The organism is Pseudomonas sp. WS 5503, from assembly GCF_012985385.1.
In the GTDB taxonomy this organism is placed as follows: domain Bacteria; phylum Pseudomonadota; class Gammaproteobacteria; order Pseudomonadales; family Pseudomonadaceae; genus Aquipseudomonas; species Aquipseudomonas paracarnis.
Map to the genome: position 1 here is coordinate 175,994 of NZ_JAAQWI010000007.1, position 17,666 is coordinate 193,659.

A 17,666-nucleotide genomic window follows, 5' to 3' on the forward strand; every position below is an offset into this window, starting at 1 on the left:
TGGGAATGCCACCCTGGACGCTTCGCGTCCGCTCTTGCCAGGGTGACTCGGAGCGTCACAGGATGCGTTCCCACGCGGAGCGTGGGAACGAGGGGCAAGGATTACACCGCTTCCCGGTAAGGATTGCGCGGGTCCTGCGTCCAGTTCAAAAACGGCTTGCCGGTATCGATCGGCACCATCTCGATGCAGTCGGCCACCGGGCAGGTAATCTGGCACAGGTTGCAGCCCACGCACTCATCGTCGATCACCTCATACAGATGCGTGCCATCGGCCTGCTTCAAGCTGGCAATGGCCTGGTGCGAGGTGTCCTCGCAGGCAATATGGCAACGACCACAGCCAATGCACGCCTCTTGGTCTATCTTGGCGATGACCTGATAGTTGATGTCCAGGTACTTCCAATCCGTGGTGTTGCCCACCGCCCGCCCGGAAAACGCCTGCAGGTTGGCATGGCCTTGGCTGTCCATCCAGCGCGACAAGCCATCCTTCATTTCTTCAACGATGCGAAACCCATGCAGCATCGCCGCCGTGCACACCTGCACCGCGCCGCAGCCCAGGGCGACGAATTCCGCGGCGTCGCGCCAGGTACCGATGCCGCCGATGCCGCAGATCGGCAGGCCGTTGGTCTGTGGGTCACGGGCGATTTCGGCGACCATGTTCAACGCAATCGGCTTGACCGCCGAGCCGCAGTAACCGCCATGGGTACTCTGGGTGCCGACCACCGGCAGCGCGACCATGCGTTCCAGGTCCACGCTGGTGATGGAGTTGATGGTGTTGATCAGCGATACCGCATCGGCGCCACCGCGATAGGCCGCTCGCGCCGCCACGCGGATGTCGGTGATGTTCGGCGTGAGCTTGACGATCACCGGCAGCGAACAATACGTCTTGCACCAGCGCGTCACTTGCTCCACGTACTCCGGCACCTGGCCGACGGCGGCGCCCATGCCCCGTTCGGGCATGCCATGAGGGCAGCCGAAGTTCAGTTCGATGCCGTCGCAGCCGGTCGCCTCCACCAAGGGCAGGATGTTTTTCCAGGACGCTTCGACACAAGGCACCATGAGCGAGACGATCAGTGCGCGGTCCGGCCAGTCCTTTTTCACCTGGGTGATTTCCCGCAGGTTGATCTCCAGGGAACGGTCGGTGATCAGTTCGATATTGTTGATGCCCAGCACTTCGCGGTTGGCGCCATAGTGCGCGGAGTAACGCGACGACACGTTCACCGCCGCCGGGTCTTCCCCCAGGGTTTTCCACACGACGCCACCCCAGCCGGCCTCGAAGGCGCGCACCACGTTGTAGGCTTTGTCGGTGGGCGGCGCGGAGGCCAGCCAGAATGGATTGGGCGCTTTGATACCGGCGAATACAATCGAGAGATCGGCCATTACGCAGCCTCCACAGTCAGCATGAGTTGGGCATGCATGGCTTCGGCGGCCCGCTTGCCATGTTGTACCGCCTGAACGGTGAGGTCCTGGCCGAGGCTGACGCAATCGCCGCCGGCATACACCCCTGGGATGCTGGTGCGCAGTTGCTCATCGACGAAGATGCGCTCGCCGACGCGATGCAGTTGCTGGGCCAGCGGATCGTGCAGGGCGTCGTTGTCGAAGCCTTGCCCGATCGCCTTGAAGATCGCGTCGGCGGCCAGCTCGAAGGTTTCCCCGGTAGGCAGCAGGCGACCGTTTTCCAGGCGGGTGCGGGCAAAGCGCATGCCGCGTACGCGGCCTTGGTCATCGAGCAGGACCTCGTCGGGTTGGGCCCAGGTCAACAGCCGTACTTGATTGGCCTTGGCGATGTCCTGTTCGTGGTGGGTTGCGCCCATGTCGGCCAGGCCACGGCGGTATACCAGGTTGACATCGCGGGCACCGAGGCGGGCCATCTGCACGGCCATGTCGATGGCGGTGTTGCCGGCGCCGAGCACGATGCAGCGGTCAGCCAAGGGCAGTTGGCTGAGGTCATCGGCCTGGCGCAGTTCGCGGATATAGTCGGTGGCGGCGAGCAGGCCGGGGGCGTCCTCAAAGGGCAGGCCCAGTTGTTTGCTGGCAGCGAGACCCAGGCCGAGGAACACCGAATCGAATTGCTGGTGCAGTTCGCTCAAGGTCAGGTTGTCGCCCAGGCGTTGGCCGTGGCGAACCTCGATGCCGCCAATCTGCAGGAGGAAATCCAGTTCCTTCTGGGCGAAGTCGTCCACCAGTTTGTATTTGGCGATTCCGTATTCATTCAGTCCGCCGGCTTTTTCCCGCGCTTCGAAAATCACCACGTCATGACCGTGCGAGGCGGCGCGGTGGGCGCAGGCCAAACCCGCAGGCCCGGCACCGACCACGGCGATGCGCTTGCCAGTGGGCGCGGCGCGTTGGAACGGGTGTTCGCTGAAGTGCGCGTTGTCGATGGCATAGCGTTGCAACAGGCCGATCAGCACGGGGGCGCATTCTTCGGCGTTATTGCGTACGCACGCTTGCTGGCAAAGGATTTCCGTCGGGCACACCCGTGCGCAACTGCCACCGAGGATGTTGGCCGAGAGGATTTTCTGCGCGGCCCCTTGCACGTTCTCGGTGTGGATATTGCGGATGAACGAAGGGATGTCGATCTCGCTGGGGCACGCATTCACACAAGGCGCGTCGTAGCAGTACAGGCAGCGCGAGGCTTCCAGTTGGGCCTGGCGGGCGTTGAGGGGCGGTGCCAGGTCGGTGAACTGGCTGGCGAGGGTGGCCCCGTCTTCGCGGGGGTGGGGGAGGTGGGTCAGGGTCTGGATCACGGTGTTGGCCTCACGGTTATTGAGGTGCTGCCTCTGATGGGCGATCGTTCCCACGCTCTGCGTGGGAAAGCCTCACTGGACGCTCCGCGTCCGCTTTTTTTGGACTCAGCGGTTCACGGCCACTGGCTTGCAAAGCGCTGCCCGCTTGCTCAACTGCTCGAACACCGAGGGATACGCCGGCCGCTGCACATACCGCCCGGCCCCTCGCTCGGCGCGCAGGTCACCATCGGCCCACACCAGCTTGCCCTGGCTGATGGTGTGGCTGGGCACGCCGCGCACGGTCTTGCCTTCGAAGATGTTGAAGTCCACCTGCTGATGGTGGGTCTTGGCGGAAATGGTCCGCGTGCCCTCGGGGTCCCATAGCACCAGGTCGGCATCGGCGCCTACGCGTATCGCGCCTTTGCGTGGGTAGAGGTTGAAGATCTTCGCGGTGTTGGTGGAGGTCAGCGCGACAAATTCCTGCATCGACAAACGCCCGGTATTGACGCCTTCGTGCCACAGCAGCGCCATGCGGTCTTCAATGCCGGCGGTACCGTTGGGGATCTTGCTGAAGTCGTCACGCCCGGCGGCTTTTTGCTCGGCGCAGAAACAGCAGTGGTCGGTGGCGGTGGTGTGCAGGTTGCCCGCTTGCAGGCCGTGCCACAGCGCCTCTTGGTGCCCGCGTGGGCGGAATGGCGGGCTCATCACATAGCCGGCGGCGGTCTGCCAGTCGGGGTGTTGGTACACGCTGTCATCGAGCAACAGGTGGCCGGCGAGCACCTCACCGTACACCGCCTGGCCCTTGCCACGGGCATAAGTGATTTCATCCAGGGCTTCCTTCGTCGACACATGCACCAGGTACAGCGGCGTGCCGATGGTCTCGGCAATTCGGATGGCACGGCTGGCCGCTTCGCCTTCCACCTGGGACGGGCGCGACAGCGGATGGGCTTCCGGCCCGGTGATCCCCTGGGCCATCAGCTTGCGTTGCAGGTGGTACACCAGCTCGCCATTTTCGGCATGCACCGTGGGCACCGCGCCGAGTTCCAGGCAGCGTTCGAAACTGGCGACCAAGGTGTCATCGGCAGCCATGATCGCGTTCTTGTAGGCCATGAAATGCTTGAAGCTGTTGATGCCGTGATGGCTGACCAGCTCGGCCATTTCCTCGCGTACCTGCTCGCTCCACCAAGTGATCGCTACATGAAACCCGTAGTCGGCGGCAGACTTTTCGGCCCAGCCGCGCCACTGGTGGAAAGCTTCCATCAGCGATTGCTGTGGGTTGGGAATCACGAAGTCGATGATCGACGTGGTACCACCGGCCAAGCCTGCCGCCGTGCCACTGAAAAAGTCTTCACTGGCCACGGTGCCCATGAAGGGCAGTTGCATATGGGTATGGGGGTCAATGCCGCCTGGCATCAAGTATTGGCCGCTGCCATCGAGTATTTCGCAGCCTGCGGGAATATCCAGATTCGTGCCAATGGCGCGAATTAGACCCTCTGCGCATAACACATCGGCGCGGTAACTTTCATCATGGGTAATAACGGTGGCGCCACGGATCAACAGCGACATGTCGAGTTCCTCACAGGCTTGACCGGCTTGTGCCAGTTCTAAGTGTTGTAATACTGCGTACCGAGGGTCGGTTAATTCCTGTCATCGGTGACAGGAATAGAAACTAGCCCGAGTTTTTCGAATGAGCAAGAAGATTTTTATCAAGCCTTTAATGTTTTTATCTAATTGATTTATAAGGTAAAAATACTATTTTCACCAAAATGAAGCACGCCCACCCTGTTTTGACGCACTTGACAGGTTCTTGATCTGTTCAATATTTCTTATTGCAAATCAGGCGCTTGAGATATGCCGCTTGACGGCGTCGAGAAATAAAAATAATTGTGATGCACCAGTTTGAGACCTGCAGGTTCTGGCAACTTGCGTATTGTTTAGCCTGACGCGTGCGGCAAGTAGCGCAGGCTCAATTGGAAAGCTGATAAACATCAGCAAGTTATACAAGCGGTGCGGGTTCAGAGGCGGTTGTCGGCACGGTTATTGAGTGCACGGGCAGTTGGCCGGAACCCTGGATGTCATGTTGTTGATGCGGTACTCCGGCCACCTGAACCTAGCGTGCAGGTGAGCAACAATAATTTTAAAAAAACCGTGGAGCGGCCATGCAACAGAACAGATCGCAAGTCATCGAGCGCAACGGCCTGTACGAACTCGACGCCGGCCCCGACGTCCTCGACAGCCCTCGCTACAACCACGACATGGCACCTACCAAAGTGCACGAGCGCACCTGGAACAAATGGCACATCACCGCGCTGTGGGTCGGCATGTCGATCTGCGTGCCCACCTACACCCTGGGCGGGGTGCTCACGGCGTATTTCGGGCTGTCGGTGGGGGAGGCGCTGATGGCGATCCTGCTGGCCAATATCGTGGTGTTGATCCCGCTGACCCTCAACGCGTTTCCCGGCACCAAGTACGGCATTCCGTTTCCGGTGCTGTTGCGTTCGTCCTTTGGCATCCTCGGTTCCAACGTACCGTGCCTGATCCGCGCGCTGGTGGCCTGCGGCTGGTTTGGTATCCAGACGATGTTCGGCGGGCTGGCGATCCACCTGTTCCTGGGCTCGATTTTCGACGGCTGGAAAGCCCTCGGCGGTACCGGTGAGGTGATCGGTTTCATGCTGTTCTGGTGCTTGAACCTGTGGGTGGTGCTGCGTGGCGCCGAGTCGATCAAGCGCCTGGAAACCTTGTCGGCGCCGCTGTTGGTCGCCGTAGGAGTTGGTCTGCTGGTATGGGCGATGCCCAACGTGTCCCTCAGCGAGCTGATGGCTATTCCACCCAAGCGCCCCGAAGGCGCCAGCCTCACCGGTTACTTCATGGCGGGGCTTACGGCGATGGTGGGCTTCTGGGCCACCTTGTCACTGAACATTCCCGACTTCAGCCGCTACGCCAACAGCCAGAAAGACCAGATTCTGGGGCAGATCTTCGGCTTGCCGCTGACCATGTTCCTGTTCGCCGCCCTCGGCGTGGTCATGACCGCCGCCTCGGTGAAACTGGTGGGTGTGAGCGTCTCCGATCCGGTGAGCCTGATTGGTCATATCCAGAGCCCGGTGTGGGTGGCCATCGCCATGGCGCTGATCATCGTCGCCACCTTGTCCACCAACACTGCGGCGAACATCGTCTCGCCCACCAACGACTTCCAGAACATCGCGCCCAAGCTGATCAACCGCACCACGGCGGTGATTCTCACCGGCCTGGTAGGGCTGGCGTTGATGGCCCATGAACTGCTGAAAAAACTCGGGCTGATTGTCTCGGACGTCAGCCTGGAAACCGTGTATTCCAATTGGCTGCTGGGCTATTCAAGCCTGCTGGGGCCGATTGCCGGGATCATGGTGGTGGACTATTTCATCACCCGCAGACAACAGTTGGACCTGGCCGGCCTGTACCGCGACGACGTGTACCCGGCCTGGAACTGGAGCGGCTTTGTCGCCTTTGGCGTACCGGTGGTGCTGACGCTGCTGTCGCTGGGCAGCGACGCGTTCAGCTGGTTTTACAGCTATGGCTGGTTCACCGGCTCGGCGTTGGGCGGGGTGTTGTATTACGGGCTCAATGCCAAGCGCGCTAGCACTCCACTCACCGCCAAATCCCCGTTGTAAACACGGTTCAGGTGGGAGCTGGCTTGCCTGCGATAGCGGACTATCAGTTAAAGCCGTGTCGCCTGACACACCGCTATCGCAGGCAAGCCAGCTCCCACAGTTGACCGCGTTAATTCATAAGAACCTGTAGCCTGAGGAGACCCCCATGAACGCTGCCCTCGACGTTCTGCAATCGACCCATCAGCACATCAACCGCGACCGTCTGTGGCAGTCGCTGATGGACCTGGCCAAACTCGGCGCCACCCCCAAAGGCGGAGTGTGTCGCCTGGCCCTTACCGACCTCGACCGCAAGGCTCGCGATCTCTTCGTGCAGTGGTGTGAAGCGGCGGGTTGCACCGTGACCATCGACGGCATCGGCAATATCTTTGCGCGCCGTCCCGGCCGCAATCCCGACCTGCCACCGGTGATGACCGGCAGCCATATCGACACCCAGCCCACCGGCGGCAAGTTCGACGGTTGCTTCGGCGTGCTGGCCGGTGTGGAAGTGCTGCGCACCCTTAACGACCTGAATGTGGAAACCGAGGCGCCGCTGGAAGTGGTGGTATGGACCAACGAAGAAGGCTCGCGTTTCCCGCCGTGCATGATGGGCTCAGGGGTGTTTGCCGAGAAGTTCACCCTGGCCGATACCCTGGCCAAAGTGGATGCCGATGGGGTCAGCGTGGGGGATGCGTTGAACGCGATTGGTTATGCCGGAACACGGTCGGTCAGCGGGCATAAGGTCGGCGCGTATTTCGAGGCCCATATCGAACAAGGGCCGATTCTGGAGGATGAACACAAAACCATCGGCGTGGTGCTCGGCGCCCTCGGGCAAAAGTGGTTCGACCTGAAGCTGCGTGGTGTTGAAGCCCATGCCGGCCCTACACCCATGCACTTGCGCAAGGACGCCCTGGTAGGCGCGGCAGCGGTGGTGGCCGCGGTGAACGCGGCGGCGTTGGCGCACCAGCCCCATGCATGCGGCACGGTGGGGTGCCTGCAAGCGTATCCGGGATCGCGCAACGTGATTCCCGGTGAGGTGCGCATGACCCTGGATTTTCGTCATCTGGAACCGGCACGGCTGGACTCGATGATTGCCCAGGTGCGTCAGGTGATCGAGGACACCTGCGCCAAACATGGCTTGAGTTTCGACATGCAGCCCACGGCGGACTTCCCGCCGCTGTACTTCGACAAAGGCTGCGTGGAGGCGGTGCGCGATGCCGCCAATGGCTTGGGCTTGTCGAACATGGACATCGTCAGCGGGGCAGGGCACGACGCGATTTTCGTGGCTGAGCTTGGCCCGGCGGGGATGATCTTTGTACCGTGTGAAGGCGGCATCAGCCACAACGAAATCGAAAATGCCGCGCCGGATGACCTGGCGGCAGGGTGTGCGGTGTTGTTGCGCGCGATGGTGGCCGCTTCAGCGGCCATTGCCAGCGGCCAGCTCGCGGCCTGATCGTTCCCACGCTCCGCGTGGGAATGCACCCTGTGACGCTCCGCGTCACGATTTTAGAGGCAGACGCAGAGCGTCCTGAGCGGCATTCCCACGCAGAGCGTGGGAACGATCATTAGCAGGCTATTAACCCGGCTGCCAGCCGCCGCCGAGTGCGGTCAAAAGTCCCACGCTCGCCTGCAACTGCCGGGTCTGCACCGCCTGCAACGTTCTCTGTGCCTGCAACGCGGCGGTCTGGGCGGTGACCACGTCCAGGTAACTCACCGCCCCGGCCTGATAGCTGTTCATCGCCAAGGCCTGGGTATGTTGCGCCGCCTCTGCGGCCGCTTGTTCGTCCTCGGCTTGCTGCTGCAAATCCCGCAGTTGCGCGAGGTTATCTTCCACATCACGCACGGCTTTCAATACGTGGCTACGGTACTGTGCCGAGGCTTCCTCGAATTCGGCCTTGGCCTGGCGCTCGTTGGCGCTCAAGCGTCCGCCATCGAAGATCGGCAGGTTCATCAGCGGCCCCAGTGCCCAATACCGGTTGCCGGCGGACAGCAGGTTGCCAACGCCTTGGGTCTGTCCGCCCAGCACACCGGTCAAACTGAAATCCGGGAACCACGCCGCCTTGGCCACGCCGATCGTTGCGTTGGCCGCAAACACACGACGTTCAGCTGCGGCAATGTCTGGACGACGCTGCAGCAAGTGGCTGGGCAACTGCGCCGGAATGCTTGGCAACGCCATTAGCTGCGGGCTGGGCGGCAATGAAAAATCACTGGCCGTCACGCCCACCAATTCGCCGATGGCATGCTCGGCGAGGTTGCGCTGGCCACGCACTTCGTCCAGCTGCGCCTTGGCTTCGGCCAGTTGGTTTTGCGCGCGGGTCAGGTCCAGTTCCGACGCAATCTGGCCTTCATAACGGCTGCGGGTCAGTTGCAACGCTTGGCTGAAGTCCTGCAACGACGTGTTGAGGATTCGGCCCTGTGCATCCAGCCCATTGAGCTGCACATACAGGCTCGCCAACTGTTGTTGCAGGCTCAGGCGCACCACCGCCAGATCATCAAAGGACGCTTGCGCCTGGGCATCGCCCGCAGCGACCTGGTTGCGGATTCTGCCCCACAAGTCGAGGTCGTAACCCAGGGAGAACCCAACGGTATTGCTGTTGTACACCGACGGCTGTGTAGTGCCGCGTAGCGGTCGTGAATCCGATTGACGTTGGCGCAGCGGTTGCGCGCTGGCGGTGATTTGCGGGAAAAGGCCCGCGTGCAGTTGACTGGCGTAGGCCTGGGACGCATCGAAATGCGCCAGCGCCGCGGCCAGGTCCGGGTTGGCCTTGAGCAGTTGCTGTTGCAGCGCGTTCAGGCGCGAATCGTTGTAAAGCTGCCACCACTGGGGCGCCAATTGATCCGACGGTTGCGCGCTGTGCCAGGGGCCATCGCTGGTTTGTTCGCGGTAGTGGGCGGGCAGGTCAATCGACGGCACCGTATAGGTGGGCGCCATTGAGCAACCCTGCAACGCCAGTACCATCAGTGCCGCCAGCGGCTTAAGCCTTGGGCGCATGCGCACCTCCCGAGGCGTCGGCCAGTTGCACCGGGTCGCCTTCGCGCAGGGCGTCGGGCGGGTTGTCGATGATGCGGTCAGCAGGCTTCAGGCCTTGGTCGATCACCAGGCGCTCGCCGAGGTCCAGGCCAATATGAATGTCTTGCAGGTGCACATGGTTGCGACCGTCCAGTACCGCAACCTGGGTGCCCTGGGCGCGGAAGATCAAGGCGCTGGCCGGGATGCTCACGCCATGGGTATCGGCCGGAATCGGCAGGGTGACTTCGGCGTAATCGCCTGGCAGCAGTTCGCCGTTGGGGTTGTCGGCAACGAACTGGGCGAGCAGGGTGCCAGAGCGGCGGTCGATGGCAGTGGAGTCACCGATCAGGCGTGCCTTGAAGTGCTCGCCGGGGTGCTCGGGGACGGTCAGTTCGGCCTCAAGGCCCGTATGAATGACCGCTGCATAGTTCTGCGGCACCGGCACGTACAAGCGCAATTGGTGGGTGTCGGCAATGTTGAACAGTTCCGGATCGCTGGCGTTATCGGCCTTGATCAACTGGCCGATGTCCGTGTTGCGGGCAGTGATGGTGCCAGCGAATGGCGCTCGAAGGGTCTTGTAGCTTTCCAGGGCGCACAGTCGTGCGTAGTCCGCTGCCGCGGCTTCGGTGTTGGCCTTGGCGGCTGCGGCGTTGGAGGTTTTCTCATCGGCGTCCTGGCGCGATACCGAATGGCTGGCCAGCAGGTTTTGCCAGCGGGTCGCCGTGGTGGCTGCCAGGCGTGCATTGGCTTGTTGCTGGATCAGGCGGGCATGGGCCTGGGCCAGTTGTTGGTCGAGGTCTGGGCTGTCGATTTCGGCGAGGATTTGCCCGGCCTTGACCTGGGCACCGATGTCGACTTTCCAGTCCTTCAAGTAGCCGCTGACACGCGCATGGATCGCCGCTTTGCTCCATGCGTCCAGGTGGGCGGGCAGGCGCAGGGTGTCACCGCCGGCGTTTGGCTTGGGTTGGAACACCATTACCTGGGGGACGGCGGCGGCTTCGGTCCAGGCGGTGACCGACTGCTCGTGCAGCGTACGCGCGTGCAGGCCGCTGGCGACTAACAGGGCAGCCAACGTCAGGCCACCGACACCCAGGAGCATCAGACGCTTGCGCGAGGGTTTTTGATCAGGCGACATGGGGCGTTTCTCCAGCAGTTGCGCGAGTAGGATGACGACCGTGGACCAGGCTGAAGACCACGGGAACAAACAACAAAGTGGCGATGGTGGCGAAGACCAGGCCACCGATGACCGCCCGGCCGAGCGGGGCGTTCTGCTCTTCGGAAATGGCCAGGGGCAACATGCCGATGATCATTGCCAGGGCAGTCATGCACACCGGGCGAAAGCGCGTATAGCCGGCTTCTAGCGCGGCTTTCAACGCATCGCCATGTTCGGCCAGGCGCTCACGGCAGAAGCTCACCACCAGGATCGAGTTGGCGGTGGCCACGCCCATGCACAAGATGGCGCCGGTGAGTGCTGGCACTGACAACGAGGTGCCACTGAGAAACAGCATCCACACGATGCCCGCCAATGCTGCCGGCAACGCCGTGATGATCACAAAGGGGTCGGCCCACGACTGGAAGTTGACGACGATCAGCAAGTAGATCAGCACCACCGCGCCGAGCAGTCCGAAGCTCAAACCACTGAACGCCTCATGCAGCGCATCGATCTGCCCGTGCAGGCTGATGGTCGCACCTTTGGGGCGCAGGGACGCAGTGTCATCCAGCACCTTTTGCACATCGCGGGCCACACCGCCGAGGTCGCGGCCTTGCACGTTGGCGTACAGGTCCAGGGTAGGCTCGATGTTGTAGTGGGTCACCACGGCAGGGCTCTGTACCCGGGAGATGGTTGCCACGCCGCCGAGAATTTGCGCCTGCCCATCGGCACCGGTCACTGGCAGCGCTTCCAGGGACGGCAGGCTGTCGAGGCGGTATTGCGGGGTGGCGGCGACGATGGAGTAAGACACGCCGTTGGCCGGGTTGAGCCAGAAGGTCGGCGCGGTTTGCGAGCTGCCGGCGAGGGAGGCGACCATGCTGTTGGTGACGTCACGCTCGGTGATGCCCAGGCCATTGGCGCGCATACGGTCCACGTTTACTTGCAGCGAGGGGTAGCCGGTGGACTGCTGGATCCGCAGGTCGGCAATCCCCGGTACATGTTGCAAGCGCCGTTCAAGCTCGACGGCATAGGCGCGGTTTTCCGCGTCATTGCGCCCGGAGATTTTGACGTCCAGAGGGGCGGGAGCGCCGAAGTTGAGGATCTGGCTGCTGATGTCGGCGGGCAGGAACGCAAAGTGGCTGCCGGGGAAACTTTGCGGCAGGGCTTCACGCAGTTTTTTCACATAGTCGGCGGTGGGCGCGTGGTGCGTTTTCAAGCTGAGCTGGATGTCACCGTCCTGCGGGCCGATGGTGCCGCTGCTGCTGTAGGCCATGTCGATGCCGCTGAGCGGAATGCCAATATTGTCGACGATGGTGTCCAGTTCTTCGGCCGGGATAACCTCGCGAATCCGTGCTTCGATGCGATCGAACGCCGCGGCGCTTTCCTCGATGCGCGTGCCCAGTGGCAAGCGCACATGCAGGGCCAAGGCACCCGCATCGGTGGCCGGGAAAAAGTCCTGGCCCAGGCTCGGCAACAACAGGAACGACGCGAGTACGCAGGCCAGGAACCCGACAATGAAGCGCTTGCGTGCGCCCAGTGCCAGCGTCAGCAGGCCATGGTAGGTGTCGCGGACATTGGAAAAGTGCCGCTCGAATCCCTGTTGAAAATTCAGCACCGATTGCAGCAACGCATTGCGTGGTTTCGGGTGTTGTTCACCCTCGTGGTGATTGATGAATGCATCTTCCGGATGATGCCCCGCGCCTGCCTCCGGCCTATGTGGTTTGAGCAAATACATCGCCAGCGTCGGCACCAGGGTACGCGAGAGAATGAACGAACTGGCCATGGCAAAGATCACCGCCAGCGCCATTGGCCGGAACAGGTAACCGGCGATGCCTTGCAGCAAAAACATCGGCACGAACACGATGCAGATGCACAACAGCGAGACGAACGCCGGGCCGACGATTTGCGCGGCGCCGTCGAGAATCGCGGCCTTCACCGCCTTGCCTTGCTCCAGGTGCCAGTTGATGTTTTCGATGGTCACCGTGGCGTCGTCCACCAGGATGCCCACCGCCAACGCCAGCCCGCCCAATGTCATCACGTTGAGGGTTTGCCCACTGACGGCCAACAGCGCGATGGCCGAGAGCACTGCCAGGGGAATCGACGCGGCGATGATCAAGGTCGAGCGCCAACTGCCGAGAAACAGCAGGATCATCGCACTGGTGAGCAGTGCGGCAATGATGCCTTCCTGGGCCACGCTGCCCACCGACTGCTTGACGAACACCGAGGCATCGCCCAGCAGCGAGGTTTTCAGCGACGGTGGCAAGGTTTCGTTGATGCGCGGCAGCATCTGGCGGATACCGTCGATGATCGAAAGCGTGGAGATGCTGCCGTTTTTCAGCGCCGGCATCAGCACGGCGCGATGGCCGTCGACCCGCACGATATTGGTTTGCGGTGGTGAACCGTCGCGCACATGGGCCACTTGGCCGATGGTGATCAGCGCACCGTCGACGGTCTTGATCGGCAAGTCGTTGAGCTCATCAATCGCCTTGGGGCTGTTGTTGAGCAGGATCGTGTATTCGTAGGAGCCCAGCTTGGCGGTGCCCACCGGGATGATCTGGTTCTGCAGCGCCAGGGCGGTGCCCACGTCCTGGGCCGACAAGCCTTTGGCGGCCAGGGCTTGAGGGTCGAGGTCGAGGGTGATCTGTCGTTGCTTGCCACCCATTGGGGTGGGCATGGCCAGGCCGGGCAGGGCGCTCAAGGGCAGGCGGATATTGTTCTGCACCAGGTCGCGAATTTTGGCTTCCGAAAGGCTGGGGCTGGAGAACGCCATTTGCAGGATCGGCACCGTGGAGGCGCTGTAGTTGAGGATCAGCGGCGGGGTGATGCCCGGTGGCATTTGCTTGAGCACGGTTTGTGACACCGCCGTGACCTGGGCATTGGCGGTACGGATATCGACGCCAGGCTGGAAGAAGATCTTGACGATGCCCATGCCGGGCAACGATTGCGACTCGATATGTTCGATGTCGTTGACGGTGGTGCTCAGGGAGCGTTCGTAGGTGTAGATCACCCGGCCGGCCATGGCGTCCGGAGACAGGCCGTTGTACTGCCACACCACGGCGACCACGGGAATGCCGATATCGGGAAAAACATCCGTGGGCGTACGCAGGGCCGCCATCGGCCCGATGATGCAGATGAATATAGCCAGCACGATGAAGGTGTACGGCTTGTGCAGTGCGGTCTTTACCAGCCCGAGCATGCGTGAGTCTCCGAGAAGAGCAGGATTGCAAACCCCGGCAGTCTTGACCGACCCACCTAACACGCACCTTTCAGCCAGGTGAAGGAAGTTTTAGTCAAGGGCTGAAGATACTTTCATAGGGATTCATTTGTTCCAGGAAGGGCGGCTCATCAAGCTTGTCAGCCATCGGATACGAGCTTTTCATTCATGCCCTTTGGAGCCCTGTCATGTCACTCAAACCACTGTTGTTAGTTCCCGTCCTTGGCTTTGTCTGTTTACTGTCGGCCTGCGCCGGCCCGATCCCCAAGGCGGACCCCAGCGAAGCCTGGATCGGCTTGCAGGAAGAAGCGCCGAATGACCTGATGGCCGAGCGTGTCGATGGCAAGCGGGTGGACGATGGGCGCTATTTTGAGGTGACCCCGGGTGACCATCGCCTGGACGTGACTTTATTTGAAGACGAGCCGGGTGATGACAACCAGCAGGACTGCCAGGGCCGCATCGAGTACAAGCATTTCAAGGCAGGTGAGCACTACACCCTGGTGGAGTCGAGCCTGGGCACCACGGTGCGCGCGTCCCTTGAGGACGGCCACGGCAAGGAAATTGCCGCGACTCAGGACTTCAATTGCATGCCTGGCTAGGCGTGATGCGCCGTCGCCTTGTGCGGTTCTGCGGGTGCAGCAGGTTTGACGTGGGGGTGATGATGCCGGCGCGTCACGCGCATGACTCCCCACAGCATGGCGGCGGCGACGGCCAGCCAACCACAGATCAACAGGAAAATCGTTGTCGCAAGGCTCATTCGGGCCTCCTTTCGCCCACTTGGGGCACACACAGTCTTCTCAATGGACAGTCTAGTCAGCTGGCGGTTGCCTGCTATTGACCAATGGTCGAGTCGGTCCAACTTCTTTGCTCTATCAGCGCCGCTTTACTGAGCCAGTGGGCTATACCGGCGGGGCGGGGCGCCCTATGATCGGAGGCCTTTACCGGCAGTTGATCAAGAGAGTGAAAAAATTGCGCTTACGGTCGAACCTTAAAACCTCCTTGCTGCTCGCCGCTGCCCTTGGGCTGGCGGCCTGTGCCAGCAGCACACCATCGAAACTGCCAGGCTTGCCGGAGCGCGTTGAACTCACTGGCGTGCCGACCTTTCGCAGCGAGGCTTATCAGAGCGGTCCTACGGCACTTGCCAGCATGCTGTCGCAACAAGGCATTGTCATGACACCGGGTTTGCTTGATAAACCGCTGCACCTGCCCGGCGCCGAGGCGGACCTTGAGCGCAACATGCAAGTGCTGGCACGTGAATACGGGCTGATGGTGTATCCACTGGAGGCCAAGCTGACCGCCGTGCTGGCGCAGGTGGCGGCGGGTTACCCGGTGATGGCGCGGATCAACGCCAGTTATTGGTCCGGGTCGCGCTATGTCGTGGTGGTGGGGTTCAACCAACAGAAGAGTACGGTGCTGTTGCGCTCAGGCAACGAGCGCCGGCTGATCATGAGCTTCAGCGACTTCGAGTCGGCGTGGACGAGCGCGGGCCATTGGGCCATTCTGACCCAGCGCCCGAGCCAGTTGCCGGCCAATGTGGATGCGCAGCGCTGGCGCGATGCGGCCAATGCCACAGCGCAGGCGGGGCAGGAGCAAGCGGCGGCCCAAGCGCTCAAGGTGTTGGCAGAGAAGAAGTGAAGCTCAAATAATGTGGGAGCGGGCTTGCTAGCGAATGCGGGGTGTCAGTCGCTACATTCATGGCTGACCCACCGCATTCGCGAGCAAGCCCGCTCCCACACTAAAACCGTTGCTTATCGACGTACTTCCGTAGCGGTCGCTCGGTTCTTGAGGTTTTTATCGGCCTTGTAACGCAGCGCTACATCCGGCACTGCGCCGCCTTTGCCAGTCTCGACCCAGCTACGAATACGGCTGGCATCGGCAAAATGGGTGAACTTGCCAAAGGCATCCAGGATCACCAGCGACACCGGGCGATTGCCCATGCTCGTCACCAACACCAGGCAATGGCCGGCCTGGTTGGTGAAGCCGGTCTTGGTCAGCTTGATATCCCAATTGGCGCGGTTGATCAGGTGGTCCGTGTTGGAGAAGCCCAAGGTGTAATTAGGCTTGCGGAACGACACGGTCTTTTCCTTGGTGGTGCTCAACTGGCTCAGCATCGGAAACTTGCGCGCATAGGCCAGCAGCTTGCTCAGGTCGCGGGCGGTCGACACGTTATGAATCGACAGTCCGGTGGGCTCTACGTAGTGGGTGCTGGTCATGCCCAGGGACTTGGCCTTGGCGTTCATCGCGGCAATGAAGGCCGCGTAACCGCCTGGATAGTGGTGGGCGAGGCTGGCGGCGGCGCGGTTTTCCGAAGACATCAGCGCGATCAGCAGCATTTCCTTGCGTGGCATCTGGCTACCGATCTTCACCCGGGAGAACACGCCTTTCATCTCGGGCGTATCGGTGATGTTGATGTCGATGTACTCGTCCATATTCTGCTTGGCTTCGAGGACGATCAGGCCAGTCATCAGCTTGCTCACCGAGGCGATAGGTACCACCACGTCAGGGTTGCTGGAATAAATGACTTTATTGGTCTGCAAGTCGACCAGCATGGCGCTGCCGGAGGCGATCTGCAGCTTGGAGGCGTCACGCGGGGCCAGGGTGGAGTCGGCGGCGTGGGCGAAGGTGCCTGTTAACGCAAAAAACAGGCTAACGATAGAAAGACGAATTTTCACGCGGATGAACTCGCTAAAAAGTAAGGAAATGCCGTTGTAGAACGGGTCTTATGAAAAATGACGTTACATTTTAGGAGTATGGATGAAGAACTGTCGAATGTTCTTCTAGAACCAGACGAAAGTGCTTAAAAACTAAGAAAAAACGGTTTTTTTACGCGTAATAAAAAGCCCTGCGCTAAGGCAGGGCTTTTTCATTACGTCTGGTTATTAACCGTGCAGGGTTTCCGCTGCATATAAGGTGTTTTCCAGCAGGCAGGCCCGGGTCATCGGCCCGACACCGCCGGGGACCGGCGTGATCCAGCCTGCTCGGGGCAGGGCGGTTTCATACACCACGTCGCCCACCAACTTGCCGTCTTCCTGGCGGTTGATACCCACGTCAATAACGATGGCGCCTTCCTTGATCCACTCACCCTTGACCAGGCCCGGCTTGCCGGCGGCGACTACCACCAGGTCGGCACGGCCGACGTGGCCGGCGAGGTCCTTGGTGAAGCGATGGGTGACGGTCACGGTGCAGCCGGCCAGCAGCAGCTCCATGGCCATCGGGCGACCGACGATGTTCGATGCGCCCACCACCACAGCGTCAAGGCCGTACAGGTCGACACCGGTGCTTTCCAGCAGCGTCATGATGCCTTTAGGCGTGCATGGGCGCAGCAGGGGAATGCGTTGGGCCAGGCGGCCGACGTTATAAGGGTGGAAACCGTCGACGTCCTTGTCCGGGCGGATGCGCTCCAGCAGCTTGGAGGCGTCCAGGTGCTCAGGCAGCGGCAGCTGCAGCAGGATGCCGTCCATGCCCGGGTCATCGTTGAGGCTGTCAATCAGGTCGGTCAGGGCCTGTTGAGTGGTGTCCGAAGGCAAGTCGTAGGCCTTGGAAATAAAGCCGACCTCTTCACAGTCTTTACGCTTGTGCGAGACATAAACCTGAGAGGCAGGATCGCTGCCGACCAGGATCACCGCGAGGCCAGGCGTGCGCAGGCCTTGCTGGCTGCGCTCGGTGACTCGTTTGGCGATCTGCTGGCGCAGGCTGGCGGCGATTGATTTGCCGTCGATAAGTTGTGCAGTCATTACGCGTGATTAACCATCGAGAGGGGGAAGAAAAGTGCGCGCATTCTCGCATGCCAAGGCGCGAGGGCAAAGGCGCTTGGTCTGCAAATTGCCCTAACCCCTTAAATAAAATCAGTTTTTTTCAAAAAAGATTTGACGGGTTTTCAGGGCATCTATACTATTCGTCGCACTTGTCGGGCACAGCCTAGCACTGGTTAAGAAGGTCGAGCAGAA

The 17,666-nt window shown here is 61.3% G+C and carries 13 protein-coding genes; 4 read left to right on the forward strand and 9 right to left on the reverse strand.

The genetic code is table 11. The annotated features are described in order from the left end of the window. Nucleotides 1-101: 101 nt before the first annotated feature. The 3 genes from preA to hydA form a co-directional block, all read right to left on the reverse strand. Nucleotides 102-1,376 (reverse strand): NAD-dependent dihydropyrimidine dehydrogenase subunit PreA, encoded by a 1,275-nt coding sequence (gene preA / locus HBO10_RS18790; RefSeq protein ID WP_034127958.1) that lies wholly within the window; start codon nt 1,374-1,376, stop codon nt 102-104. Next, entirely contained in the window at nt 1,376-2,743 is a 1,368-nt protein-coding gene (locus tag HBO10_RS18795) for an NAD(P)-dependent oxidoreductase (RefSeq protein ID WP_034128152.1), read from the reverse strand. The genes preA and HBO10_RS18795 overlap by 1 nt, the downstream gene beginning before the upstream one ends. 105 nt (nt 2,744-2,848) lie before the next feature. Continuing rightward, on the reverse strand, nt 2,849-4,288 hold the full coding sequence (gene hydA, locus HBO10_RS18800; RefSeq protein ID WP_034127957.1) for a dihydropyrimidinase: 1,440 nt from the start codon (nt 4,286-4,288) through the stop codon (nt 2,849-2,851). A gap of 593 nt (nt 4,289-4,881) precedes the next feature. Between hydA and HBO10_RS18805 the strand changes: the two genes are divergently transcribed. Both HBO10_RS18805 and HBO10_RS18810 read left to right on the forward strand, forming a co-directional pair. Then, on the forward strand, nt 4,882-6,369 hold the full coding sequence (locus HBO10_RS18805) for an NCS1 family nucleobase:cation symporter-1 (RefSeq protein ID WP_034127956.1): 1,488 nt from the start codon (nt 4,882-4,884) through the stop codon (nt 6,367-6,369). A 145-nt stretch (nt 6,370-6,514) separates the two neighbouring features. After that, a complete protein-coding gene (locus HBO10_RS18810) occupies nt 6,515-7,798 on the forward strand; it encodes a Zn-dependent hydrolase (RefSeq protein WP_034127955.1) in 1,284 nt (427 codons plus the stop codon). A gap of 123 nt (nt 7,799-7,921) precedes the next feature. Here HBO10_RS18810 and HBO10_RS18815 read toward each other — a convergent pair whose 3' ends face one another. The 3 genes from HBO10_RS18815 to HBO10_RS18825 are packed head-to-tail and all read right to left on the reverse strand — an operon-like array spanning nt 7,922 to nt 13,701. Continuing rightward, nucleotides 7,922-9,337 carry an efflux transporter outer membrane subunit gene (locus tag HBO10_RS18815; protein WP_169922051.1) on the reverse strand — a complete coding sequence of 472 codons (1,416 nt, stop codon included), beginning with the start codon at nt 9,335-9,337 and terminating at the stop codon, nt 7,922-7,924. Next, nucleotides 9,321-10,490 carry an efflux RND transporter periplasmic adaptor subunit gene (locus HBO10_RS18820; RefSeq protein ID WP_034127953.1) on the reverse strand — a complete coding sequence of 390 codons (1,170 nt, stop codon included), beginning with the start codon at nt 10,488-10,490 and terminating at the stop codon, nt 9,321-9,323. The genes HBO10_RS18815 and HBO10_RS18820 overlap by 17 nt, the downstream gene beginning before the upstream one ends. Further along, nucleotides 10,480-13,701 (reverse strand): efflux RND transporter permease subunit, encoded by a 3,222-nt coding sequence (locus HBO10_RS18825; RefSeq protein WP_034127952.1) that lies wholly within the window; start codon nt 13,699-13,701, stop codon nt 10,480-10,482. Before HBO10_RS18825 ends, HBO10_RS18820 begins: the two co-directional genes overlap by 11 nt. Before the next feature lie 206 nt (nt 13,702-13,907). Here HBO10_RS18825 and HBO10_RS18830 point away from each other — a divergent pair, with 206 nt between their 5' ends. Next, the gene (locus tag HBO10_RS18830; protein WP_034127951.1) at nt 13,908-14,318 is read left to right on the forward strand and encodes a hypothetical protein; all 411 of its coding nucleotides are present in this window, start codon (nt 13,908-13,910) and stop codon (nt 14,316-14,318) included. Here HBO10_RS18830 and HBO10_RS18835 read toward each other — a convergent pair. Beyond that, the gene (locus HBO10_RS18835; RefSeq protein ID WP_164919344.1) at nt 14,315-14,476 is read right to left on the reverse strand and encodes a hypothetical protein; all 162 of its coding nucleotides are present in this window, start codon (nt 14,474-14,476) and stop codon (nt 14,315-14,317) included. The two genes, HBO10_RS18830 and HBO10_RS18835, sit on opposite strands and share 4 nt — an antisense overlap. Nucleotides 14,477-14,688: 212 nt before the next feature. Here HBO10_RS18835 and HBO10_RS18840 point away from each other — a divergent pair, with 212 nt between their 5' ends. Next, nucleotides 14,689-15,354 (forward strand): cysteine peptidase family C39 domain-containing protein, encoded by a 666-nt coding sequence (locus tag HBO10_RS18840; protein WP_034128151.1) that lies wholly within the window; start codon nt 14,689-14,691, stop codon nt 15,352-15,354. Nucleotides 15,355-15,467: 113 nt separating this feature from the next. On the opposite strand, the gene pbpG is transcribed toward HBO10_RS18840, so the two are convergent. Together pbpG and folD are read right to left on the reverse strand one after the other, a co-directional pair. Further along, the gene (gene pbpG / locus HBO10_RS18845; protein WP_034127950.1) at nt 15,468-16,391 is read right to left on the reverse strand and encodes a D-alanyl-D-alanine endopeptidase; all 924 of its coding nucleotides are present in this window, start codon (nt 16,389-16,391) and stop codon (nt 15,468-15,470) included. Between the two features lie 207 nt (nt 16,392-16,598). Then, on the reverse strand, nt 16,599-17,453 hold the full coding sequence (folD, locus tag HBO10_RS18850; RefSeq protein WP_003192259.1) for a bifunctional methylenetetrahydrofolate dehydrogenase/methenyltetrahydrofolate cyclohydrolase FolD: 855 nt from the start codon (nt 17,451-17,453) through the stop codon (nt 16,599-16,601). Between the last annotated feature and the right edge of the window lie 213 nt (nt 17,454-17,666).